Source organism: Pelagimonas sp., assembly GCF_058892305.1.
This window is the reverse complement of the sequence record NZ_JBZXVN010000037.1, coordinates 1-24,277: the sequence shown is the minus strand read 5'-3', so window position 1 is coordinate 24,277 and position 24,277 is coordinate 1. Positions and strand designations below refer to the sequence as shown.

The following is a 24,277-nucleotide window of genomic DNA, read 5'->3' as shown; positions in this document are numbered from 1 at the left end:
ACTAATGCGAGTTATCCATGCCTCTCAGCGCGCTGTCATCGACGACGCCCGTGTAGCCAAACCATCCGCCTTCGTTAAACCATGCGCCACCAGGTCTTTGCGGATGTATGTCGGATCGCATTTCGGTCCCGTCATGCTCGGTCCAAATCCAGAGTCCGCCGGGAAGCGAGCGCAGGCTTTGCCATCTGCGTTCTTTGCGTCGCTTTTCGCGCCATCGCCACACCGCCAAAACGACGATGAACCCAGAGAAAACAGATATCAAAACACTGGTCATTTCACTCAACACTCGCAATTCGTGGGGCAGGACATGAGTGACTATAGCACCATCTTTGTTGGGAATGGCAAAAATGCCAACGGGGTTAGTGCAAGCATGGATGCGATCCACTTTGCCGACCCTGCGGGGCTTGAGATCACGTCACAGGTTCGGGAGTTGTTGTGATGTCAATCGTCTCCACCAATTTCAACGCTGACATCGGCCTCTTGTTACCACGCGCCTCCAGGCCTGTTGGGATGCATGAAGTCTCGTCGTTCCGAACCATCGAAATCCACCCAGACCCAATTGCCACTCGTATCTTGGTGCAGAGTGGCTCGGCGTTTCTTAGCCCGCAGGTTTTGTCTGAGAAAGACGCCCAAAACAATCACAAACAAAAACCCGAACAGAGAGAACAAAGTTTTCTCGCCCAAAACAACCTCTCTTGTGCAGTTGGAACTTACCATGTCTGACTATAACTTCGCTTACCTCGATGAACAGACCAAACGGATGATCCGCCGTGCCATTCTCAAAGGTGTGGCCATCCCCGGGTATCAGGTGCCCTTTGCCAGCCGCGAAATGCCGATGCCTTATGGCTGGGGCACCGGTGGTGTACAGGTCACCGCCGCCTGTCTGACCCCAGAAGATCAGCTCAAAGTCATTGACCAAGGCGCCGATGACACCACCAATGCGGTGTCGATCCGCAAGTTCTTTGAGCGCACCGCGCAAATCGCCACAACCGAAGCAACCGCCAAGGCTTCGGTGATCCAAACCCGCCACCGCATCCCCGAAGAACCGTTGCGCGAGGATCAGATTCTTGTCTATCAAGTGCCAATCCCCGAACCACTGCGGTTCCTCGAACCGCGCGAGACCGAGACCCGCAAGATGCACAGTCTCGAAGAATACGGGCTCATGCATGTGAAGCTCTACGAAGACATCGCGCGTCACGGTCAAATTGCAACCGCCTATGCCTATCCCGTCAAGGTCGAGGATCGCTATGTGATGGACCCGTCGCCAATCCCGAAATTTGACAATCCCAAACTGGAATCCGCCGCGATTCAACTGTTTGGTGCCGGGCGTGAACAGCGCATCTATGCCATCCCGCCCTACACCAAGGTCGTCAGTCTCGACTTTGATGACCACCCCTTTGATCCAAGCAAAGCCAACGCCGATTGCGATCTCTGCGGGGCCACCGACAGCTACCTTGACGAGGTGATCACCGATGACGTCGGTAGCCGCATGTTCGTCTGTTCGGACACCGATTTTTGTTCAAACCGACAGGCTCAGGGCCACCGCGGCCGCCTGTCCCCGACCGAGGATGCCGCATGACCCCGCTGCTATCTGTTCGTGACCTGCATAAATCCTATGGCCGCCGCATCGGGTGTACCGATGTAGGCTTTGACCTATACCCCGGCGAAGTCCTTGGCATCGTCGGGGAATCTGGCTCGGGAAAATCGACCCTGCTCAATTGCCTTGCCGGTCATCTTGATCCGGATCGCGGCGAAGTCCTCTTTGACACCCGCACCGATGGCCCCCGCGATACCCGCAAGATGAGCGAGCCGGAACGCCGGATGCTATCGCGCACCGACTGGGCCTTCGTCCATCAAAACCCGCGCGACGGGCTGCGCATGTCGGTCTCAGCGGGGGGCAATGTTGGCGAACGGCTGATGGCCGTTGGGGCGCGTCATTACGGTGATATTCGCGAGCAGGCAATTGATTGGATTGGCCGGGTCGAGATCGCCGCCGACCGTGTCGATGATCGCCCCTCCGCCTTTTCCGGCGGCATGCAGCAACGCTTGCAAATTGCCCGCAATTTGGTGACCGGACCGCGCCTTGTTTTCATGGACGAACCCACCGGCGGGCTTGATGTGTCGGTTCAGGCGCGTCTTCTTGATTTGTTGCGCTCTCTGGTGCGTGAAATGGGGCTGTCGGCGATTATCGTCACCCATGACCTCGCTGTTGTGCGGCTTTTGGCTGATCGCTTGATGGTGATGAAATCGGGCCATGTGGTGGAAACCGGTCTGACAGATCAGGTGCTCGATGACCCGCAACACGCCTATACCCAACTCCTCGTATCCTCGATCTTGCAGGTGTAACCGATGATCCGCGTTGAAAATGTCTCCAAAACCTTCACCCTTCATAACCAAGGCGGGGCCACGATCCGGGTGATGGAAGGCGCAAACCTTACTGTTAAACCCGGTGAATGCGTGGCGCTTACCGGCGATTCCGGGGCCGGAAAATCGACCCTGATGCGTATGATCTATGGCAATTACCTTGCCGCCTCTGGCGCAATTTATGTCAAGGACATCGACATCACCCGCGCCCTGCCCCGCGATATTCTAACTCTGCGCCGCGACACCTTGGGCTATGTGAGCCAATTCCTGCGTGTTGTGCCGCGTGTTCCTACGCTGGATGTGGTGGCCGAACCACTTTTGGCGCTTGGCGTCGATCGCGATGTGGCACGCGCCCGCGCCAGCGAACTTTTGACGCGTCTCAACATCCCGCAAACCCTGTGGTCGCTGTCGCCAACCACTTTTTCGGGTGGCGAACAACAACGCGTCAACATCGCCCGTGGCTTTGCCCATACCTATCCGGCACTGCTGCTTGATGAACCCACGGCAAGCCTCGACGCCACCAACCGCGCCACGGTTCTTGCTCTGATCGACGAGGCCAAGGCCCGCGGGGCCGCCATCATCGGTATCTTTCACGATCACGAGGCCCGAACCCATGTCGCGGATCGCGATATCAACGTTTCGGCCTTTACTCCGGATGTGGCGGCATGACCGGGGTTTTATTCGCCGTTGTCGGCCCGTCCGGGGTTGGCAAAGACACCCTGATGCGCGCCGTTCAGGCCGAAATGCCCGGTATCACACTGATCCGCCGGGTGATCACCCGCCCCTCTGACGCGGGCGGTGAAGAATTTGAGGGGGTGAGCGAGGCAGAGTTCACTGCCCGGTTAAACGCTGGCGATTTTGCCCTGCATTGGCAGGCCCATGGGCTGCGCTACGGAATCCCCTCAACCCTGCATCAGGATTTAGCGCAAGGGAAACTGGTCTTGTTCAACGGATCGCGCGCGATGCTATTGGAGGCCGCAAAGTCCTTTCCCCAGATGCATGTGCTACACATCACCGCCAGCGACACCATTTTGGAACAACGGTTGCGGGCCCGTCGTCGTGAATCCCAATCCGAGATCGCCCAACGTCTGGAACGGGCGCGCTTGCCACTTCCGGCCGGGCTCAAGGTGACAACAATCGACAATTCCACAACGTTGGATCTGGCAAAAACGGCCATGTTGGCCGCGATGCGCACCGCCGTACCCGACAATCCTAGTCCGTCACATATGTGTGACACACGCGTGTCATAGGCTTTGGCCGGAACAAGAGAGATACCGATGATTGATGTAATCCTTGCCAATGCAAATGTCGTTCTCGACACCGAAGTGATCCGCGCCGGTCTGGTCATTCGCGACGGGCATATCGCCGAGGTTATCCCCGGAAAAACCGTTCCAACCGGGGCGATTGATCTTGAAGGTGATACGCTCATCCCCGGCTTGATCGAGTTGCACACCGACAATCTCGAACGTCATATTCAACCACGTCCCAAGGTCGATTGGCCCCATGCTGCGGCCATTCTTGCCCATGATGGCGAATTGGCCTCGGTCGGTGTGACCACGGTGTTTGATGCCATGCGCATTGGCTCGATCCCTGAGGGCAAGGGATCGTATCCGAAATACGCCCGCGCCCTAGCCTCCGAGTTGTGGGAGCTGCGCGCCGCCGGGGCCTTGCGCATCAACCACTATTTGCATCTGCGCGCCGAGGTGTGTTCGCAAACGCTTGTCGAAGAAATGGCCGAGTTCGGCCCCAAGGATCGCGTCGGTATTGTCAGTCTGATGGATCACACCCCCGGCCAGCGTCAGTTCCGCGATCTCTCAAAGCTCAAGACCTATATCCAAAACAAACATAGCATGTCGGATGCGGATTTTGACGATCACGTCACCCGTCTCAAAACCCTTCGCGACACCCATGGCGATCAACACGAAGCCGCCGCCGTGGCAGAGGCCGCGCGCTATGGTGCCGTTTTGGCAAGCCATGACGACACCACCGCCGACCATGTGGTCACCAGCGCCGCGCATGGAATCAAATTGGCCGAATTTCCAACCACTGTCGAAGCGGCCGGTGCTTGCCATGACCATGATATCAAGGTGATGATGGGGGCCCCTAACCTGATCCGCGGCGGGTCACACTCTGGCAATGTCGCGGCCTCTGACTTGGCGGAGCTGGGTTTTCTCGATATCATTTCCTCGGATTATGTGCCCTCGGCGCTGATGACTTCGGCGTTCTTGCTGGCCGACCTCTGGGATGATCTGCCCCGCGCCATTGCCACAGTCACCGCAACCCCGGCCCGCGCCGTAGGTCTAACAGATCGCGGCCGCATCGCCCCCGGTTTGCATGCCGATTTGGTGCGCATCACCCGAATTCAAGGCACCCCCGTTGTGCGCGGCGTCTGGTGTCACGGTCGGCAAGTGGGATAGCGGAGCCTCCGGCGTCGATCGCGGCCGCCAAACATAGGGTCTCACCATGAGCTTGGATGCCGCAGACACTGGATGACGGCGCTGAGTCAATCAACCGAACAGCGGCGCACCAAATTTTTGCTCGTGGTAGTCAAGCAATTGCGCCATCCCGTGACGGGTCTCGGCCATTTGATGATCAAGGGCCCTGAAAAAGCGCCGCCGTATCATCGTCCAGCGGTGCAGGCGCTTCGAGCAATGGGGGCCAACCCTGCGACGGGGTCGCCCCATCAGCGAACCCAAGAGCACTCCTCTGCTCTAGATTGCGTTGTGTCGCAAGTTGCATTCTCAGCAACCTTTCTTAGAAACGCAATGTCATATCGTCCACTAAGAAGGGTACCGTCACTTGGTTCACCAGGCGCTCATCGGAGGGGACCGCGGCACAAATCGGCCAGCTTACCCAACAGAGTGGCATTCAAAGAGCGTGGGGTGTTCCCCCTCGCTCTTCTCATTGGGCATATGCCCAGGCCTCTCAACACATCAGAAACGTTACCCCAAAACCGCCGTCACCGCCCGTTTGGTAGCGGCCACCACCTGATCGGCCTCGTCACGGCTCAGGCAGAATGGCGGCGCAAATCCCAAAATGTCGCCCTGTGGCATCGCCCGCGCAATCACTTTGTCCTGCTCCAACATCTTGGCGGCGATCTGCGGGCCGATTTTGTCCGCCGCATCAAAGAACAGCTGCCCATCACGATCCTTTACAAACTCCACCGCACAAAGCATCCCCTCGCCGCGGACATCGCCGACATTGGGGTGATCGGCCAAGGCATCCGCCATGGCGCTATTGAGATAGGCCCCAACCGTTCCGGCATTTTCGACAAGCTTCAAGTCGTCAATCAGCTTCAGGTTCGCTACTCCTGCCGCCGCCCCGATGGGATGCGCCGAATAGGTCCACCCATGGCCAATCGGGCCGTTTTCATCGGTGCCTTGCTCCAAAACCTTCCACACTTTATCCGAAATAATCGACCCGGACAAAGGCGCATAGGCCGAGGTCAATCCCTTGGCGATGGTGATAATATCCGCCTCGATCCCATAGTGATCGGACCCAAACATTGTTCCTAAACGTCCAAATCCTGTGACAACCTCATCGGCAATCAACAAAATGTCGTGCTTTTTCAACACCGCTTGGATCGCGGGCCAATACCCTTCGGGCGGAGGCACAATCCCCCCGGTACCAAGGACGGGTTCACCAATAAACGCCGCAATCTTATCTGCGCCTTCACGCGCGATCAGCTCTTCCAAACTGGCCACACATCGCGCGACAAATTCCGCTTCGCTTTGGCCTTGCTCAGCGCGGCGGAAATAATAGGGCGCATCGGTATGGATCACCTGATCCACCGGCAAATCAAACTTTTTGTGAAAAAGCTCAAGCCCGGTTAGCGACCCGGTGACAAGGCCAGAGCCGTGATAGCCGCGCCAGCGCGAGATGATCTTTTTCTTTTCGGGACGGCCAAGGATATTGTTGTAATACCAAACCAATTTCACGTTGGTTTCATTGGCATCCGATCCGCCTAACCCAAAATAAACCTTGGACATATTGGCCGGGGCGCGGTCCAAAATCATCTTGGATAGGGTGATCGACGCCTCGGTGCCGTGGCCGACATAGGAATGATAATAGGCAAGCTCGCGCGCCTGATCGGCAATCGCCTCGGCAATTTCGGGGCGGCCATAGCCGACATTGACGCAATACAGCCCAGCAAAGGCATCCAGCAGCCGATTGCCATCCCGATCCTCAATATGAACACCTTGCGCGGTTTTGATCACCCGCGACGGGCTTTCGCCGCGCGCATGTTGGGCAAGATGCGTTGACGGGTGAAAGAAATTCTCGCGGTCCCAACTGTCCAATTGGTCATTTCTAAGCATCATGTCGTCCTATTTTTGGCGCGCCTGTCGTATTTGTACACAACAAGTCGGTGAATCACTTGATTTACCGGCGATATTGGTCACAATTTTCTGGCATACGCCAATAGAAATTCCTCGTTGTACACATCACAACCTGTCATACCTTGGGAAAACACGTTCATGACCAACTCAAACGCCCCATTTGACCGCGCCGAATATGACCGTCGGATCGCCCTCACCCGCACCGCGATGATCAAAGCCGGCCTTGACCTTTTGTTTGTTACTGACCCCTCCAACCAAGCCTGGTTAACGGGCTACGACGGCTGGTCCTTTTATGTGCATCAGGGCGTTTTACTCGGCCTTGAGGGGGAACCGATCTGGTGGGGGCGCCATATGGATAGTATTGGTGCCGGGCGGACCTGCTGGATCAGCCCCGACAATATTCACGGCTATGCGGACAATTACGTGCAATCCACAGACCGCCACCCGATGCAGGATTTAGCCGGACATATCAGTGCCTTGGGCCAATACGGCGCGCGCATCGGCGTTGAGATGGAGAATTATTACTACTCCGCCAAGGCCCATGCGGTGCTCACCCATGAACTCCCCAATGCCACCTTCAAAGACGCCACCGCCTTGGTCAATTGGCAACGTCTTGTCAAATCCGCACCCGAGATCGACTTTATCCGCAAAGCGGCGCGCATCTCGGAAAAGGTTATGCAGGTTGCGCTTGAGCGGGCCGAACCGGGGGTACGTAAAAACGACCTTGTCGCCGATATTTTCCACGCCGGGATCACCGGGGTCGATGACATTTGGGGCGATTATCCGGCGATTGTGCCGCTGACCCCATCCGGCCTTGATGCCACGGCGGCGCATCTCACATGGGATGGCACCCCGATGCGCAGTGGTGAGGCGACATTTTTCGAGCTTTCGGGCTGTTATCGCCGCTATCACGCGCCATTGTGTCGAACCATCTACCTTGGCACCCCGCCCCAAGAGATGTTGGACGCCGAGGCGGCCCAACTCGAAGGCATCTCCGCCGGGCTTGAAGCCGCTCGCGCCGGAAACCGCACCTGTGACATTGCCAATGCCTTTATTGGCACATTGGAAAAACACGGGATCAAACGCGAAGGTCGATGTGGCTATCCCATCGGGCTAAGCTACCCGCCCGACTGGGGCGAGCGCAGCGCCTCGATCCGCAGCGAAGATACCACCGTTTTGCAACCGGGCATGGTGTTTCACTTCATGCCAGCCCTGTGGATGGACACATGGGGCTTGGAAACCACGGAAACCATCTTGATCACCGAAACCGGGGCGGCGGAACCCCTATGCAACATTGACCGCAAGCTCTTTGTGAAACCATGACCGGGGCGCTGGCGCGGACCAAGGCGATCCTACGCGATTTAATCGCCTTTCCCACGGTGTCCACCGACAGCAATCTGGCGATGATCGACTATATGGCCATCCTATTGCGCGACGCCGGCGCGCGGGTTGATGTGATCACTGCGCCCTGTGGCGGCAAGGCCAATCTTTTTGCCACGCTTGGGCCGGATCAGGATGGCGGAATTGTTTTGTCCGGGCATTCCGATGTGGTGCCCGTCACCGATCAAAACTGGTCGACGAATCCGTTTGAGATGGTCGAAAAAGACGGGCGGCTTTTTGGGCGTGGCACCTGCGATATGAAGGGATTTATCGCCGCGACCTTGGCTTTGGCCCCACAGTTTGCCGCTCAGACCACGACCCGCCCCCTGCATTTCGCCTTTACCTATGACGAAGAAATCGGCTGTTTCGGGGCCAAACATCTGGCCGAGACATTGACCGCGCGGGGCCTCACCCCAAGCGCTGCGATCATTGGAGAACCCACCCAGATGCGCATCATCGAAGGCCACAAGGGGTGTTATGAATATTCAACGCATTTTCATGGGCTTGAGGGGCATGGCTCTGCCCCAGACCTTGGGGTGAATGCGGTGGAAATGGCGGTGCGCTACGTGGCGCGACTTTTGGAACTCAAAGACCAGCTGCGCGCCATGGCCCCCTCCACAAGCCGGTTTGAACCGCCTTGGACGACCCTCAACACCGGTGCGTTACATGGTGGATCGGCGCATAATGTCATTGCCTCGCGCGCGCAGGTCGATTGGGAAATGCGGCCCGTCCAAACTTCGGACGCGGATTTCGTCAAAACCGCCCTGAAAAGCCTGTGTGAAAACGACCTTCTCCCCCAAATGCGCGCCGTTTTTCCAGACGCGCGGATAGAGCTTGAAACCATCGGTGAGGTTGCCGGTCTTGTCCCGACGCAAAGCAACGAAGCCCGTCAGATCGTGCAAGAGCTCACCGGGGCCAACGGGGCAGACTTGGTTGCGTTCGGTACAGAAGCCGGTATTTTTCAGGCCCTCGGCATGGATGTTGTGGTCTGTGGCCCCGGCTCGATCGAGCAGGCCCACAAGGCTGACGAATTTCTCGCCGAAGATCAATTGGCGCAATGCCTCACCATGTTGGATCGTTTGGGACCCAAATTGAATGACGGCTGACCCATCGCCTCTTGGCCAACGACACGCGGCCATGCACCGTGAAATCCGGCAACGGATTTGCCTGTTGGCCTATCCGCCCGGCATGCGGCTTTCGGAAACGGCCTTGGCCGAAGAATTTGGCACCAGCCGCACACCATTGCGCCGGGTTCTGGCTCGGCTTGAGGACGAAGGACTTGTTCAATCCCAACATGGTGTTGGCACCCTTGTCACCGATGCCAATGCCCGCGAATTGGCTCAGGTCTATCGCCTTCGGGTCGAACTGACCGCGATGATCGGGCGACTTGATCCGGTCATGCCCGATACCGCCTTTATGGCCGACTTAGACGCAATGATCACGCGTGGTGAGGCCATCATCAAATCGGGCACCGCCGCCGATTTCACCCGCTTTGACATGGATGTGTTTCAGCTTTTGCTCGGGTTGACCGCCAACGCTCCGCTGCGCGACACTTTGGAACGGCTGTATTTTCAGACCAAACGCATCTGGCATCAGGCCGCCATCGCCGCCCGCTTGGACCTTGATCAAGAATACAAGATCTTCCAACACGAGCTGGAGGCCGTGCGCCTCGCCCTTCAGGCCAGGGATTTAAACGCCGTCGCGCAACTGCAAAGCGCCCATATTTCTATGAGCTTCGAGCGCTTACACCGCCACGGGGTCTGACTCCGCCACCCGCAAACGCAACACCGATGGCCGAGATTTGTCACAAAACCTAGCGTCCGCGTTTCTGGAAAAAGATCATCACCAGCGCCAGACAGCTCGACCCCAACATCAACAAAAGTGACACCGCATTCAAAAGCGGCGTTGAGCCCTCTTTGAGACGATCGAACATCGCAATGGTCAACGGCGCGTCCGAGCCAACCAACATCAACGTGGTGTTGAAATTCTCAAAGCTCATCAAAAACGCCACCACAAAAGCACCGATCATCGCCGGGGCCAGATAGGGCAAAGTGATGGTGCGAATGGCCGTTAACTTGCCCGCGCCCAAATTCAACGCCGCCTCTTCCAAGGTCCGGTCGAATTTCTGCAACCGCGCGCCGATCACCAGCGTCGCAATGGTGGTGATAAAGGAAAACTGCCCCAGAATAACCAGCGTCAAACCGGGTCGGAGCGCCTCAACATCCCAACGAAACCCGTCCCATAGCCCATTGGCCACCCGGCTTGAGGCCACAAGAATGGAAATTCCCAACACGATGCCCGGAATAACCAGCGGCAACAGCATCAGCACATACAAAACCCCCTGCCCGCGAAACGTATAGCGGTTAAACAGAAAGGCATTCGATAGGCCAACCGCCACCGACAGCGCCGACACACCCACCGCCACAAAGACCGATGTGCCAATCGCGCGCAGGATAGATCGTTCGTGGAACACGCCGATCATCGGACGCTCATCGCCAAAGAACCAGTTCCACGTAAACCCTTCCCAGGGCAGCGACGGAAATTGGCTATCGTTAAAGGCAAAGCTCGCCACAACAATCAGCGGCAGCGCCAGAAACACAAAGAATAGAGTGACATAGGCGGCATAGCCGATGGTCAAAACCTTGGGCTGCGGAATAGATGGTATCATATCGGCCTCCCCTTAACCCATTGTCTTTTCAAGCGATTGCCCGGTGAGCCGCAGCATCCCCCAGACGATCAGCGACGACAGGATCAAAAGCATGAACCCAAAGGCCGCGCCAAGTTCCCAGTTAAACCGCACGATGAATTGTGAATAGATCAGCTCGGTGAACCAGAGGCTTTCCTTGCCGCCCAACATGGTCGGCGTCAGGTAGTTGCCAAGGCAAAGCATGAACACAACAATACAGCCCGACACGATGCCCGGCATCGCATGGGGAATGATGATTTCGCGCAAAACGCTCACCCCATTGCCGCCAAGGTCATAACCCGCTTCGACCACCTCATCCGAGAGGCTTTCAAGCGTTGTGACAAGCGGCACCACCATGAACAACATCGACGTATAAACCAGCCCAACCATGATCGCCGCATCGTTATAGAGCATCTCAACCGGACCAGAGGCGAGGCCCGTGTATTGCAAAACGTTGGAAATAATCCCGGTTTCGCGCAACAAGATCATCCAGCCAAAGGTCCGCACCAATTCCGACACCCAAAACGGCACAAGACACAGCAGGAAAAGCGCCGCTTGCATCCGGCCTTTGACCATTTTGGCAATGTAATAGCTCACCGGAAAAGCGATCAGAAGCGTCAGCATCGTGGCAAGGATCGACATGACGGCGGTGCGCATGAACGTCCAAAGATAGAGCGGTTCATTGAAAAATGTCAGATAGTTAGCAAAGCTCAGCTCGTATTTGCCAACCCCGACCCGTTCGCGCAGCGACACGAGGAATAGGTCGATATGCGGGATGAAAATCAACAATGACAGCCACAGCGCCAAAGGTGTCAGCAAGAGAGCAAGCCCAAGTTTCGCCTCGCGCCGCATTCAAAGCCCCCCCGCGGCAAAGACATTGGCCTGATCGCTCGACCACCCGATATGCACCGTGTCGCCCTTGGCGAGATTGGCAAACTCTCCCGATTGCGGAAGGTTGACTTCGATAGCTTCGTGGCCCGCTTCGCCTTGCACCAAGACGCGGCTGGCGGCGCCGTTGAACAAAAGCGATGTGACCTGCCCGGTGATTGTGGTGTCAAAACTGGCCAATTCATCGGTGCCATGGGCGATACGAATGGCTTCGGGGCGTACAAAGGCTTGGGCCATGTCCCCGGTTTGCAAGGCCCGGCCATGGCTTGCGCCGCGCAGGGTCAGGCCGGTTTCGCTTTGAACTTCGACGTGACCGCCTTCGATCCGCGTTACCCGCCCTTGCCAGCGATTGCTGTCGCCAACAAACCCGGCCACAAAGGCGGTGTCGGGGCGATAATACAAGTCGCGTGCGCTGCCCATTTGTTCAAAGCGGCCCTCGTTCATGACGGCAATATTGTCCGACATCACAAGCGCTTCGGATTGGTCGTGGGTGATATACACAAAGGTGGTGTCAAAGGCGGCTTGGAGTGACTTGAGTTCGACCTTCATCCGCTCGCGCAGTTTCAGATCAAGCGCGCCAAGCGGTTCGTCCAAAAGCAAAACATCCGGCTCAAGAACCATACACCGGGCAATCGCCACCCGCTGTTTTTGCCCGCCCGAAAGCTCATCTACCTTGCGCTTGCCGATCCCCGGAAGGCCGATCCGCTCCAACGCCTCACCAACCTTGGTGGTGATTTCACCTTTGGGAAGGCCTGCACGGCGCAGACCATAGCCGATATTCTCTTCGATATTCATCATCGGGAAGAGAGCGAGGTGTTGAAACACCATATTCACCGGCCGTTTGTTGGGCGGCACGTTTAAAACCGACTTGCCCTTGATCTGAATATCGCCGTCGCTTGGCTCAAGAAATCCGGCAATCATCCGCATGATCGTGGTCTTGCCACAGCCCGACGGCCCTAGGATGGAAAAGAACGATCCCGGCGGCACCGAAAAGGACACATCATCAACAGCGGTGGTGTCGCCAAACCGTTTGGTTAGCGCGGAGCAGTGCAAGTCAGGGGTCATTCCGGTCTTTCGGGTTTGTCGTTCGGGCAATACAAACGCGCCCGCCAAGGGTGACGGGCGCATTGTTCACAACATATGGGTTTATTTGGCCGCTTTAACGCGATCCAAAACACCACCTTCGATGGCTTCTAGACCGGCAGGAACCGGTGGATACCATTTGATGTTGTCGATGGCTTCCTGTGGGAAGCTGGCCTGATAGCGGGCTTTGAGATCGTCCGAGGCAAACTCATCGGCGCCTTGCGACGCAGTAAAGTTACCGGCGGCGGCGGTGATCATCGCCGAGATTTCCGGCTGCATCACAAAGTTGATCCACTCATAGGCCGCGTCATCCGCTTTGCCTTTGGCGGGCAAGACAAATGTGTCGACCCAACCCAAGGCCCCAGCCGCAGGCGCAACAAATGTGATGTCCGGCTTGTCGGCGTTAAGCTTCCAACCGCCGGTATCCCAAGCCATCGACGCCACAACTTCACCCGAGCGCAGCAGGCCCATCAGCTCATCGCCACCACCCCAATAGGTTTTGACGCCGGCCTTACATTCGATCAACTTGGCCTCAACCTGACCCATGATCTCGGTATAAGCGGCTTCGTCGCCATAAGCGGCAAAGGGATCAAGACCCATCGAATAGGCAAAGCCGATCAGCGTCGGACGTTTCAGACGATAAGACACCTTGCCCGCCACGTCGGGGCTACACAGATCGGTGTAATCCTTGACCATCGGCGCCATCTTGGTGTCGACAACCAAACCGCTTGTGCCCCAGACATGCGGCACGCCGTAAACCTCACCGTCCACGGTGGTGTTGGCCTGAGTGGCCAGCATCAGAGACGGGATAAACAGATCGGCGTTGAGCTTGGACAAATCCATTGGCTTGTAAATGCCAAACTCGGCCTGCGGACCGGCAATCCGGTCTTGGCTCGGCTGCGCAAGGTCAAACCCGCCGCCGCCGGTGGCGCGCAGCTTGGCGATCATTTCTTCGTTGTTGGATTTGGTCACTTCAACGGTGTGACCGGTCTGTTCTTCAAATTTGGCGACGACATCCTCGGGCGCATAGCCACCCCATGTCAAAAGCCGCAATGTATCAGCAGAGGCCGCCCCCGCCGAAATGGCGATCACAGCGGCAGTCGACAGCATAACCACGTGTTGTTTCATGTTTTGCATCCCTGTTAAGATTTCTAATGATCTTAGGGGGCCAGTTTGCGGCGGTTTTATCTTTTGGTCAAATTGTTTCAGAGCCCGTCATGAAAGTTTCAAATTGTACATTTTGGCTCCTGCCTCCAGGTTTCCGACAGAAATAGACCCTAAATCACCTGAAAACTGGTACAATATCCGGTCATCGCTGCGACGATCTCCATCGTCCCCACCGCGTGAACCGCCACCATCGGCATAGGCCACCCCAAAACAGCCGCACCACCTGCCTGTGGAAAACCTCTTGCCAGAATCGTAATTTTGCGCGACATATTTACGGAGAAAAGTGAATTAAACGCCAAGCAGCGTAACTTTGATCTGGTTAACCCCGGATGAAACCGCCGCGAGGCTCCTAACGAGACCCCAAAAAACTGGGGCAAGGTGGTGGGCAGATGAAGGACGAAACCCGTCGTATTGATACTCTTGTCGGGGATCATGCGCAAAAACTATCCGAACGCTTGCAGGCGCATCGGGCACAGCTTTTCCCCCCAAACGCGCAGCGAACGCTGCGAACCTTCACCTCCGGTGAGGTCGCGACGCTGCTCGGGGTCAAAGACGCCTATTTGCGCAAGTTACATCTCGAAGGGCGTGGCCCCCAACCGGAAATCCGGGCCGGTGGGCGGCGCTATTATTCCCCTGATGATATTCAGGCGCTGCGCGTGTTGCTCGAACAAGGGGCGAAATCACCCGGCACCTATCTTCCCGGTCGCCGCGCAAGCGACAAGCTTCAGGTGATCACCGTCATCAACTTCAAGGGTGGCTCCGGCAAAACCACAACCTCGGCGCATCTGGCCCAGAAACTGGCGCTTGATGGCTATCGCGTCTTGGCGATCGACCTCGACCCCCAAGCCAGCTTTTCGGCGCTGCATGGGTTCCAACCGGAATTTGACCTGGTTGATGGCGGGACGCTTTATGATGCGATCCGCTATGATGATCCCGTGCCGATGCGCGACATCATCCAAAAGACCTATTTCACCAATCTCGATATTGTCCCTGGCAATCTCGACCTGATGGAATTTGAACACGAAACGCCGCGCGCCATTGTCACCCATCAAGGCAACCTGTTCTTCACCCGCGTTGGCGAAGCGCTCGCTTCGGTCGAAGATGACTATGACGTTGTTGTCATGGATTGCCCGCCTCAACTCGGCTTTCTCACCATGTCGGCCTTGTCCGCCGCGACCGCGGTATTGGTCACCGTGCATCCGCAAATGCTCGATGTGATGTCGATGTGCCAATTCCTTTTGATGACCTCAAACCTGCTTGGCGTCGTCGCCGAAGCCGGCGGGGATATGTCCTACGATTGGCTTCGCTATGTTGTCACCCGTTACGAGCCGGGGGATGGGCCGCAAAATCAGATGGTCTCTTTCATGCGCTCGATGTTCGGGGAACATGTTCTGAACAATACCGTGTTGAAATCCACGGCTATTTCCGATGCGGGCATCACCAAACAAACCCTGTACGAGGTCGAAAAATCGCAATTCACCCGCACCACTTATGAGCGTGCGATTGAATCGATCAATGCGGTGAATGATGAAATCGCTGGTCTGATGCAAGAGGCATGGGGGCGCAAAGATGGCACGTAAAAACCTACTTCAAGGGTTGATGGAAGAGGCGGCGAAATCCGACCCCCCACAGTCGCCTGCCCCCTCCCCGCCCCCGTCTGCGCGTGATGGCGGTAAAGACACTGATCAATTTGATCCCGCCCGCCCCCGTCGTTCGACCGGGGCGATTGGGGCTGTAAGCCAATCTATAGCTCAGCTTAAAAGCCGCTCGGTTATCGAAATTGACCCCTTCGACATCAAGGATGGCGGTCTGAAAGACCGGCTTGAACATCAAGAGGATGAGCATCAGGCTTTGATGGAAAGTATGCGGGAATACGGCCAACAGGTGCCGGTTCTCGTGCGCCCCCATCCCGAAAAAGAGAATTCCTACCAAATTGTCTACGGCCGTCGCCGGGTCTTGGCCCTGCGTGATTTGGGTTTACCGGTCAAAGCTTTGGTCCGTGATCTCGATGACGACGCCTTGGTCATGGCCCAGGGTCAGGAGAACTCGGCCCGGCGTGATCTGACCTTTATTGAAAAGTGCAACTTTGCCTTTCAAATGCGCGAGGCCGGGTACAAACGCAAGGTGATCTGTGACGCCCTTTCGATCGACAAGACGTTGATTTCCCGCATGTTTTCTATTGTCGACCGCGTTGGCCTTGATGTGATCCAAGTGGTCGGGTCCGCGCCCGGAGTTGGGCGGGACCGTTGGGCGGTTTTGGCCGATCAAATGGAAGAGATCTTTATCGACCCCAAGCAGGTCGCCAGCGCCGTTGTCACCCTTGCCGGTGATCGCCCTTCCCCGGAACGGTTTGAGGCGGCGCTTAAGGCCTGTGGTGTCGGTCTCGGGACAGAGGTCAAAAAGCCCCCTACCCCGCGCGGGAAAACAACCCATATCACAAGCGCCAATGGCTTTGAGATTGCCAAGGCATTGCACAAAGAATCCGAGGTGGTTCTGACTTTACCGCGCACCGGCGACGACAAGTTCGGTGACTGGTTGGTCGATCAACTCCAAGACATCTACCAAGGTTGGGTAAGCCAATCCGCGGAAGATAAAGCCGAATAAAATTGGCTAAGGTACTGAGCAGAAAAGATAAATCACAGGAGGCACAGGTAGCGCCCTAAAAAGAAAGAGCCCCCCAGGAGATAAATCCCAGAAGGCCCATTCGTTCTCTAGACAATTACGAATCTAGGTCTTTCTTAGTACGGCTGTCAACTGCCGAACGCCCTTGGGCGGCCAGATTTTTGCGCTTTGTGAAAATTTATGACCTATCATTCAACGACGCCCTTTGGGCAGCGGCCGGTCACGGCTGGCTTGATCAAATCCGCGCAGGCGGCCCGTCAACCTGCAGCAATTCCGCGAACTGACAAATGGCAATTGTTTCGACAGCTCTGCACAGCGCGGTTGGCGTTCAATGTCAGCGACCGTGACTTAACCGTTCTCAACGCCCTCCTCACATTTCTCCCGGGAAAAACGCTGGACGAGGCGGATCAAACAACGGTTTTTCCATCAAACCGGACGCTGGCTGACCGCGCCCATGGCATGGCCGAAAGCACATTGCGCCGGCATGTGGCATCCTTGGTCAAAGCGGGTTTGATTGTTCGCCGTGATAGCCCCAACGGCAAACGATACGTGAGACGCAACCAGAGTGGCGACATTGCCCAAGCCTTTGGGTTTGATCTACGCCCCCTGCTCGTCCGCGCCGCCGAGATCAGCGGCGCTTGTCGTGCTGCTGAGGAAGATGCCGCTCGTCGGAAAGAATTGCGCGAATTGATTGTTTTAAAAAAACGTGACGCTCTTAAACTCGCTGAATTTGGTCGTGCCGAAGGAATCGACGCGAATTGGGATGAAATCTTTGATCGGCTTGCTTTGCTGCAACGCCGCGGCCGTCGCAAACTTGACCTGTCATTGCTTGGGGTGCTGCATCAGGACGTGGAAAACCTTCTGATCAAAGTCCAGGATGTGCTTTCGGAAACGCAAGAAATGAGCGGCTATGACAGTCAAAATGAGCGGCACATACAGAGTTCAAAACCTAATACTCTTGAATCTGAACAGACCAATGAAATGGGAGATATTGCAACCAAATCGCAAAACCAAAACACGCAAGAACAGAAACCAGTCGCAGATTTAAGAATTCCTCTGTCGTTGGTTCTGAAAGCCTGCCCTGATATTCATCCTTACGCACGCGATCCAATTCGCCACTGGAACGGACTATATGACGTGGCGCAAGTGGTGCGGGGTATGATGGGGATCAATAATTCCACCTGGTCAGACGCGACAAGAGCAATGGGTCCGGACTGTGCGGCGACCGTGGTGGCCGGTATGTTGCAGCGCATTGACGAGATCAAAAATCCCGGCGGGTATCTTCGGAGTTTGACTCAAAAAGCAGCCCTTGGGAAATTCTCGCCGGGGCCGATGGTGATGTCTTTGCTCAATCGCGACGGCTTTGCAAAAAGTTGACAGCTGTCAACTTTTTAGAGGCTTACGGTTCTGAGTTAGGAAAGTTGACAGCTGTCAACTTTTTGAGGCTCTCAGCGGTTTCGTTGGAAATGGGTCTGAGCACGAACCAGAAAGAGCAGCGCCATACTCGGGACCAAGACTCAAGCTCAAGAAAGCGGCCCCTTGGGGAAGAATGAAGAACGCCCTACCAACCCGACCGGCCAGAGAGGGGGATTTTAACCCGATAGCTTCCGACGTTTTGCGGCGCGCTCTTCACGGGCTTTTTGATCCTCGCCAATGCGAAAGCTTTCTTCGACGAAATCCATATGAACGCGCGCAGCCTGCTCGGCTCGTTCCGCATCTCCGTCCAAGATCGCGTCGACAATGTCTTTGTGTTGCTGCAACAACCGCTCACCAGTGCCGTCCATGGTGCGCAGGAACTTGCGATTGTAAAACACACCCTGGCGAGTCAGGTCGTAAACAGAGGCCATCATATGGATCAAGGTCGTGTTCTGACTCGCGTCAACGACAGCGACATGTAACCGAAGATCGGCTTCTTGGCTGGCGTCGAGGTCGTCGTTTTCCCAAGCCGATTGCATCTCGGTGATAATTTCAGTCAGGCGTTCCTTGTCCGAAGATGTGGCACGCTGGGCTGCGATGCGGGCGGCAAAGCCTTCTTGTTCGCGGCGGTATTCGAGATAGTCGTAAAAGGCGCGGCCATGACGGGCATAAAGCGCCAGAAGGGCAGGGGACATGGCCCGCCCCGTGAGAGACGCGATAAAGCTCCCTTCACCATGACGAACCGTGACCAATCCCCGTGATTCCAGCGTTTGCAATGCCTCGCGCAGTTTTGGCCGCGACACGCCCATCGCTTCGGCCAACTCTCGTTCAGATGGCAGTTTGCGCCCCTCTTTGAGGATGCCGTCAACGATCATTGATTCGATCTGGTCGACCACCGCATCGGCGATTGATTCGTGGCCAACGGGGTCAAACGGGCTTGTATCTGACATCTCGACACTCGGATTTGAGGGTTAACACAAAAAAGTAGTTGTCTGTATTCTTTACCACTGACCCCCATTTTGGCAAGGGCGAAATACCCAAAACTACGGAGACGCTGTTAGCGGTATAGATCGCTGTTTTTGCTCACTATTCGCATTTCTAGGTGAAAAACCCACTGACAAAAGGGCAGGGGGGACATGCCAGTCAACCCGGCCAGCAACCGCTCGCAGTGGTAAAGAAAGTTGTTGACCAGGTTCGATGGTCAATAATATTTACCGATGCATGCCGCTGTGTACCGAGTGTTGAACAGCGGACATGAGACATTCTGGAGGAGACATCATGAAAAAGACCCTGACCACGCTGGCCGTCGCCGCGTCGATCTTGACCGCACCGGCCGCTATGGCTGCCGACAAGCTATTGTTGAAAACACCCATCGCATTCTCGACCTCACTGCCCGGTCTCGGATCGCCCATCCCACGCGTTGCCGAACAGCTGGACCTGATGTCCGGCGGCACATTGAAGATGAAAGTCTATGAGCCCGGCAAACTGGTAAAGCCGTTCGAGATCCTTGACGCCGTGTCGTCGGGCAAGATCAATTCCGGTTACACCACTGCGGGTTACTGGGCGGGCAAAATCCCGGCGGCTCCGTTGTTCAGCGCGGTACCATTTGGCCCAGAGGCGGGCGAATACATGGCATGGCTCTACTACGGCAACGGCATGACGCTTTATCAAGAGATGTACGACCAAGCCGGTTACAACGTGAAGGTCATGCCCTGCGCGATCATCGCACCGGAAACCTCGGGTTGGTTCGCAAAAGAGATCAACACCCCCGAAGACCTCGACGGTTTGAAAATGCGCTTCTTTGGCCTTGGTGGCAAAGTCATGCAGAAGCTGGGTGTTGCGACATCGCTTTTGCCCGGTGGTGAAATCTTCCCTGCGTTGGAAAAAGGCGCGATTGACGCGACCGAATTCTCGATGCCGGCGATTGATGCGCGTCTTGGCTTCCACAAACTGGTCAAGTTCAACTACTTCCCCGGCTGGCACCAGCAGGCGACCGTGTTTGAACTTATGGTCAACAAAGACGTATGGAACGGCGCAAGCGATCAGCACAAAGCAATCATCGAAAACGCCTGTAAAGCATCCATGACCGACAGCTTTGCCGAAGGTGAAGCGATCCAACACGCGGCTTTGATCGACAACGTTGAAAACAACGGTGTTCAGATCAAACAGTGGAACGATGAAATGCTGTCGACCTTCCGCACAACTTGGGAAGACGTGGCCAAAGAAGAAGCCGATGGCGATGCGTTTTTTGCCAAGGTTCTGGCGGACATGAATGAATTCCGTGGCGGTTACGCCGTCTGGAAAGAAAACGCCTTCCTCCCGCGCAAGTAAGTTTCTCGACGACTTGCGCAACACTGGGGCGGCTCCCTTGCTTTTGGCCGCCGCCCCATTTTTAGAGCGATCTTAAAGGTCGCTCACCTCCCTTCCTGCCCCCCTTTGTCATTTTGCCAACTTCTGAGGAGGAGACGATGGCCCAAGATACGCATCAGAACGCTGTGGACATGACCGATCCGGTCGATGTTTATGAGCATATCCTCGAACACGAGGAGCGTGACACGCAAGAGATTGCCGTGGCGCTGGACAAGACGGTCAAAGGCATCGGCAATGTGGTCATGTGGGCCAATGTATTGTTGATCGCTGCGATCGTTGGTCAGGTGGCGATGCGCTACCTGTTCAACCAGAACTATCCGAAGCTGGATGAGATTCAGTGGCATTTCTACGGGCTGGTCACGATGATCGGCATTTCTTATGCGATGGTCACCGACAGCCATGTGCGTGTTGATATCCTGCATATGCAGCTAAGCCGCCGGGCGCAGCGTGTTATTGAAATCATTGGGATTTTGGCGCTTTTGGTGCCGTTTATCTATCTGATGGTCGATCAGGGTTGGGATTATTTCTACGAAAGCTGGCGGGTGAATGAACGCAGTGATAGCCCGACCGGATTGCCGGGTCGCTGGGCGCTCAAGGCGGTTATTCCAGCGAGCTTTGTGTTGCTGGCTGTGGCGGCATTGGCGCGCCTGATCCATGACGGGCATGCGATTATGACGAATTACGAAGACGAACGTCAGGGCAAGGATCTGCGCTTGATCCTTTGGGCGTTGATTGGCTTTGGCGTGGTGGCGACGGCGCTGACCTTCCTTGTGCATACGACCGAGGAAAAGCTTGTCATCGCGATGTTCCTGACCTTTATCGCACTGCTGTTCACCGGGTTTCCAGTGGCTTGGACATTGGCCGGAGTTGGCGTGGCCTATTGCGGTTTGGCCTATCTCTTTGACAACGGCATGATGAATTGGACCGGGTTGGAAGAGACCCTGACCGGTTTGGATTACCTTACGCTTGGCGCGGTGGTGAACCGGGTCTATTCGACGATGTCGAACGCGGTTCTTGTCGCGCTCCCGATGTTCATTTTCATGGGGCTGATGCTTGATGAATCCGGGGTTGCCGAACGTCTGATGAGCGCGATGCAGCGGTTGTTTGGCACGGTGCGCGGTGGTCTGGCGATCACAGTGACATTGATCGGGATTATCCTTGCGGCGTCGACCGGGATTATCGGTGCGTCGGTGGTTTTGTTGGGCGTGCTGAGTCTGCCCTCGATGATGGAGCAAAAATATTCGCCCAGCCTCGCGGCGGGTGTGGTGTCGGCATCGGGGACCTTGGGCATCTTGATCCCTCCGTCGATCATGTTGGTGATCATGGCGGACCAGATGGCGCTTAGTGTCGGTGACCTTTTCATGGCCGCCGTGTTCCCCGGTGTGATCATCGGTGTGCTCTACCTGACCTATATCTTTGTCATCGCCCTGGTGAAACGCGACGTCGCCCCGGTTCCCGAAGGCGCAAAACGCCCCGATTGGGCGGCGATCAAAGACGTGATGGTCGCGGTTCTGCCAACTCTGGCCTTGATTTTGGCCGTGTTAGGGTCGATTTTCGGCGGCTTGGCCACACCAACCGAAGCCAGTGGGGTAGGGGCCTTGGGCGCAACATTGTTGGCGCTGGGATACCGCAAGCTGACCTTCCAAAAACTGGTCAACGTGCTGAAATCCACCTTCAACACCACCGCCTATATCTTTGCGATCTTCCTTGGGGCGACGGTCTTTAGCTATGTGCTGCGCGAACTCGGCGGCGACGCCTTGATCGAGGAAATGATCCTTGGCACCGGACTTGGCCCCAATGGCACCGTTTTGATCATCCTGTTCATCGTCTTCTTGCTGGGCTTTGTGCTCGACTGGATCGAAATCACCCTGATCGTGCTGCCGCTGATGCGTCCGATCATCAACAGCCTCGGCCTCGACATTCCGGGCTTTGGTGCGATGGATGAACCGGCGTTGATCTGGTTCGTGATCCTTGTGGCGGTGACCTTACAAACCTCGTTCCTCACCCCGCCGGTTGGATTTGCGCTCTTCTACCTCAAAGGGGTGTGCCCGCCGCAGATCAAGCTCACTGACATCTACAAAGGCATCATTCCCTTTGTGCTTCTTCAGCTCACCGGCCTCGCCTTTGTCTTCCTGTGGCCTGCACTGGCGACATGGTTGCCCTCGGTCGCATACTAGGGGAGGGTGACGCCATGACAGATCAAGACCTTATCAAACGGTTCACTCAGATTTGCGGCACCAAACATGTGATGACCGACGCCAAGGCGACCCTGCGGTTTCGCAAAGGCTTTCGATCTGGCGAAGGTGAGGCGCTGGCGGTGGTGCAACCGGGGTCTTTGTTGGAGCAATGGCAGGTGCTTGAGGCCTGTGTGGCGGCGGATAAAATCGTCATCATGCAGGCGGCCAACACCGGGTTGACCGAAGGGTCGACCCCAAAGGGCAGCTATGACCGCGATGTGGTTTTGATCAACACCCGGCGCATGGATGATATTCAGGTTATCAAAGGCGGGGATCAGGTGATTTCCTTTCCCGGATCGACCCTATTCCGCCTTGAAAAGATCCTTGCCCCGCTTGGGCGGCAACCGCATTCGGTGATCGGATCGTCCTGTATCGGGGCGTCGGTTGTTGGTGGCGTGTGCAACAATTCCGGCGGGGCGTTGGTGGAACGGGGGCCAAGCTATACCGAACTGTCCCTCTATGCGCAGATCACTGCCGAGGGGCGGCTTGAACTGGTCAATCATTTGGGGATCAATCTGGGCGAGACACCCGAAGACATCCTAATGCGGTTGCAATCCGGGGACTATGATCCGGCCGCGGTTGAAGATAGCAATCGCCGTGCATCAGACACGGATTACGCCCGGCGTGTGCGCAATATCGAGGCCGACACCCCGGCGCGGTTCAATGCCGACAAATCTCGTCTCTATGAAAGTGCGGGCTGTGCCGGGAAGCTTGCGGTATTTGCGGTGCGCTTGGACACCTATGCCAAGAATGACGAGGAGCGCACCTTTTATATCGGTTCACGCGATACGGCGGCGCTTGGCGCATTGCGACGGCGGATTTTGGCGGGGTTCGACACCCTTCCGGTAAGCGCCGAGTACCTGCATGAGGATGTGTTTGACCTGTCGGACGTCTATGGCAAAGACACGATGGTGATGATCGACAAGCTTGGCACCGATCGCTTGCCGATGTTCTTTGCGCTCAAAGGTTCGGTGGATGCGCGGCTGTCTCGGGTGCCGGGCATGGCGAATTTCACTGACAAATTCATGCAATTTGCCGCGCGTCTCTGGCCCGATGTGGTTCCGGCGCGGATGCGAGACTATCGTGATGCCTTTCCCCATCATCTGATCCTGAAAATGCGTGATGGCGGTATTGATGAAGCGCGGGCGCTTTTGTCGGATATGGCTGGGGCAGGGCAGCTCGATTTCTTTGAATGCGATGAACGTGAGGCCAAAATGGCCGGGTTGTTGCGCTTTGCCGCCGCCGGTGCGGCGGTGCGGTATATGAATGTGCATCGCAGCGAGGTCGAAGACATCATTGCGCTGGATATCGCGCTACGCCGCAATGACGAGGATTGGTTCGAGGACCTGCCCGCCGAGATCGCCGATCAGCTGGTCAGCAAGCTCTATTACGGGCATTTCATGTGCCATGTTCTGCATCAGGACTACATCGTCAAAAAAGGCAGTGATCCCAAGGCGATCAAGGCGGCGATGTTGGAGATTTTGGACAAGCGCGGGGCGGAATACCCCGCGGAACACAATGTTGGGCATCTCTATCCAGCCAAGCCCGATCTGGCGGCATTTTATCAGTCGGTTGATCCGACCAATAGCCTAAATCCCGGAATCGGGAAAATGTCGCGCAACAAAAACTATACGTGACCTCCTGACCGGAAGCTCCGGTTAGGCCCTCTCAAATTCAAACAAAACAGGAGCGCGCAAATGCCAGGCTTCAGCAAGATATTGATAGCG

The 24,277-nt window shown here is 56.3% G+C and carries 23 protein-coding genes; 15 read left to right on the top strand and 8 right to left on the bottom strand.

What is annotated here, in order from left to right; all coding sequences use genetic code 11:
* Window position 1 precedes the first annotated feature (1 nt).
* Complete coding sequence (locus tag AC5EFR_RS15720) at window positions 2-274, bottom strand: hypothetical protein (RefSeq protein ID WP_493576734.1); 273 nt, start codon at window positions 272-274, stop codon at window positions 2-4.
* A gap of 33 nt (window positions 275-307) precedes the next feature.
* Between AC5EFR_RS15720 and AC5EFR_RS15715 the strand changes: the two genes are divergently transcribed.
* The 6 genes from AC5EFR_RS15715 to AC5EFR_RS15690 all read left to right on the top strand — a co-directional run bounded on the left by AC5EFR_RS15715 (window position 308) and on the right by AC5EFR_RS15690 (window position 4,781).
* Window positions 308-439, top strand: a complete 132-nt coding sequence (locus AC5EFR_RS15715; RefSeq protein ID WP_493576733.1) for a hypothetical protein — start codon at window positions 308-310, stop codon at window positions 437-439.
* A gap of 276 nt (window positions 440-715) precedes the next feature.
* Complete coding sequence (locus tag AC5EFR_RS15710; protein WP_493576732.1) at window positions 716-1,579, top strand: alpha-D-ribose 1-methylphosphonate 5-phosphate C-P-lyase PhnJ; 864 nt, start codon at window positions 716-718, stop codon at window positions 1,577-1,579.
* A complete protein-coding gene (phnK, locus tag AC5EFR_RS15705; RefSeq protein WP_493576731.1) occupies window positions 1,576-2,346 on the top strand; it encodes a phosphonate C-P lyase system protein PhnK in 771 nt (256 codons plus the stop codon). Before AC5EFR_RS15710 ends, phnK begins: the two co-directional genes overlap by 4 nt.
* A gap of 3 nt (window positions 2,347-2,349) precedes the next feature.
* Complete coding sequence (phnL, locus tag AC5EFR_RS15700; protein WP_493576730.1) at window positions 2,350-3,033, top strand: phosphonate C-P lyase system protein PhnL; 684 nt, start codon at window positions 2,350-2,352, stop codon at window positions 3,031-3,033.
* Window positions 3,030-3,614 (top strand): phosphonate metabolism protein/1,5-bisphosphokinase (PRPP-forming) PhnN, encoded by a 585-nt coding sequence (gene phnN / locus AC5EFR_RS15695; protein ID WP_493576729.1) that lies wholly within the window; start codon window positions 3,030-3,032, stop codon window positions 3,612-3,614. The genes phnL and phnN overlap by 4 nt, the downstream gene beginning before the upstream one ends.
* 27 nt (window positions 3,615-3,641) lie before the next feature.
* Entirely contained in the window at window positions 3,642-4,781 is a 1,140-nt protein-coding gene (locus AC5EFR_RS15690; protein WP_493576728.1) for an alpha-D-ribose 1-methylphosphonate 5-triphosphate diphosphatase, read from the top strand.
* A 525-nt stretch (window positions 4,782-5,306) separates the two neighbouring features.
* On the opposite strand, the gene AC5EFR_RS15685 is transcribed toward AC5EFR_RS15690, so the two are convergent.
* Complete coding sequence (locus tag AC5EFR_RS15685; protein ID WP_493576727.1) at window positions 5,307-6,680, bottom strand: aspartate aminotransferase family protein; 1,374 nt, start codon at window positions 6,678-6,680, stop codon at window positions 5,307-5,309.
* A gap of 159 nt (window positions 6,681-6,839) precedes the next feature.
* Between AC5EFR_RS15685 and AC5EFR_RS15680 the strand changes: the two genes are divergently transcribed.
* Genes AC5EFR_RS15680 through AC5EFR_RS15670 form a run of 3 tightly spaced genes read left to right on the top strand, consistent with a single transcriptional unit; the run spans window position 6,840 to window position 9,845 of the window.
* Window positions 6,840-8,024, top strand: coding sequence for a M24 family metallopeptidase (locus AC5EFR_RS15680; RefSeq protein WP_493576726.1), 1,185 nt, complete (start codon window positions 6,840-6,842; stop codon window positions 8,022-8,024).
* Window positions 8,021-9,187 carry an acetylornithine deacetylase gene (argE, locus tag AC5EFR_RS15675; protein ID WP_493576725.1) on the top strand — a complete coding sequence of 389 codons (1,167 nt, stop codon included), beginning with the start codon at window positions 8,021-8,023 and terminating at the stop codon, window positions 9,185-9,187. The genes AC5EFR_RS15680 and argE overlap by 4 nt, the downstream gene beginning before the upstream one ends.
* A gap of 31 nt (window positions 9,188-9,218) precedes the next feature.
* Window positions 9,219-9,845, top strand: a complete 627-nt coding sequence (locus AC5EFR_RS15670; protein WP_493576724.1) for a GntR family transcriptional regulator — start codon at window positions 9,219-9,221, stop codon at window positions 9,843-9,845.
* A 49-nt stretch (window positions 9,846-9,894) separates the two neighbouring features.
* Here the strand turns inward: AC5EFR_RS15670 and AC5EFR_RS15665 are convergent, their stop codons facing one another.
* The 5 genes from AC5EFR_RS15665 to AC5EFR_RS15645 form a co-directional block, all read right to left on the bottom strand.
* Window positions 9,895-10,749 carry an ABC transporter permease gene (locus AC5EFR_RS15665; protein ID WP_299935136.1) on the bottom strand — a complete coding sequence of 285 codons (855 nt, stop codon included), beginning with the start codon at window positions 10,747-10,749 and terminating at the stop codon, window positions 9,895-9,897.
* 12 nt (window positions 10,750-10,761) lie between these two features.
* Entirely contained in the window at window positions 10,762-11,619 is an 858-nt protein-coding gene (locus AC5EFR_RS15660; RefSeq protein ID WP_299923597.1) for an ABC transporter permease, read from the bottom strand.
* Window positions 11,620-12,720, bottom strand: a complete 1,101-nt coding sequence (locus AC5EFR_RS15655) for an ABC transporter ATP-binding protein (protein WP_493576723.1) — start codon at window positions 12,718-12,720, stop codon at window positions 11,620-11,622.
* Between the two features lie 81 nt (window positions 12,721-12,801).
* The gene (locus AC5EFR_RS15650; RefSeq protein ID WP_299923601.1) at window positions 12,802-13,866 is read right to left on the bottom strand and encodes an extracellular solute-binding protein; all 1,065 of its coding nucleotides are present in this window, start codon (window positions 13,864-13,866) and stop codon (window positions 12,802-12,804) included.
* Window positions 13,867-14,015: 149 nt separating this feature from the next.
* A complete protein-coding gene (locus tag AC5EFR_RS15645) occupies window positions 14,016-14,174 on the bottom strand; it encodes a hypothetical protein (RefSeq protein ID WP_493576722.1) in 159 nt (52 codons plus the stop codon).
* 120 nt (window positions 14,175-14,294) lie between these two features.
* On the opposite strand from AC5EFR_RS15645, the gene repA reads away from it, so the two are divergent.
* The 3 genes from repA to repC all read left to right on the top strand — a co-directional run bounded on the left by repA (window position 14,295) and on the right by repC (window position 17,904).
* Window positions 14,295-15,485: a plasmid partitioning protein RepA gene (gene repA, locus AC5EFR_RS15640; protein WP_493576721.1), complete on the top strand. Its 1,191-nt coding sequence runs from the start codon at window positions 14,295-14,297 to the stop codon at window positions 15,483-15,485.
* Window positions 15,475-16,509, top strand: a complete 1,035-nt coding sequence (gene repB, locus AC5EFR_RS15635) for a plasmid partitioning protein RepB (protein ID WP_493576720.1) — start codon at window positions 15,475-15,477, stop codon at window positions 16,507-16,509. The genes repA and repB overlap by 11 nt, the downstream gene beginning before the upstream one ends.
* A gap of 198 nt (window positions 16,510-16,707) precedes the next feature.
* Complete coding sequence (gene repC / locus AC5EFR_RS15630; RefSeq protein WP_493576719.1) at window positions 16,708-17,904, top strand: plasmid replication protein RepC; 1,197 nt, start codon at window positions 16,708-16,710, stop codon at window positions 17,902-17,904.
* 215 nt (window positions 17,905-18,119) lie between these two features.
* Here the strand turns inward: repC and AC5EFR_RS15625 are convergent, their stop codons facing one another.
* Entirely contained in the window at window positions 18,120-18,893 is a 774-nt protein-coding gene (locus tag AC5EFR_RS15625; RefSeq protein WP_493576718.1) for a FadR/GntR family transcriptional regulator, read from the bottom strand.
* Between the two features lie 328 nt (window positions 18,894-19,221).
* Here AC5EFR_RS15625 and AC5EFR_RS15620 point away from each other — a divergent pair, with 328 nt between their 5' ends.
* From AC5EFR_RS15620 to dld, 3 genes are all read left to right on the top strand, one after another.
* The gene (locus AC5EFR_RS15620; protein WP_493576717.1) at window positions 19,222-20,274 is read left to right on the top strand and encodes a TRAP transporter substrate-binding protein; all 1,053 of its coding nucleotides are present in this window, start codon (window positions 19,222-19,224) and stop codon (window positions 20,272-20,274) included.
* 137 nt (window positions 20,275-20,411) lie between these two features.
* Complete coding sequence (locus tag AC5EFR_RS15615; RefSeq protein ID WP_493576716.1) at window positions 20,412-22,490, top strand: TRAP transporter large permease subunit; 2,079 nt, start codon at window positions 20,412-20,414, stop codon at window positions 22,488-22,490.
* Window positions 22,491-22,504: 14 nt separating this feature from the next.
* Window positions 22,505-24,187 carry a D-lactate dehydrogenase gene (gene dld / locus AC5EFR_RS15610; protein WP_493576715.1) on the top strand — a complete coding sequence of 561 codons (1,683 nt, stop codon included), beginning with the start codon at window positions 22,505-22,507 and terminating at the stop codon, window positions 24,185-24,187.
* The last annotated feature ends 90 nt before the right edge of the window (window positions 24,188-24,277 follow it).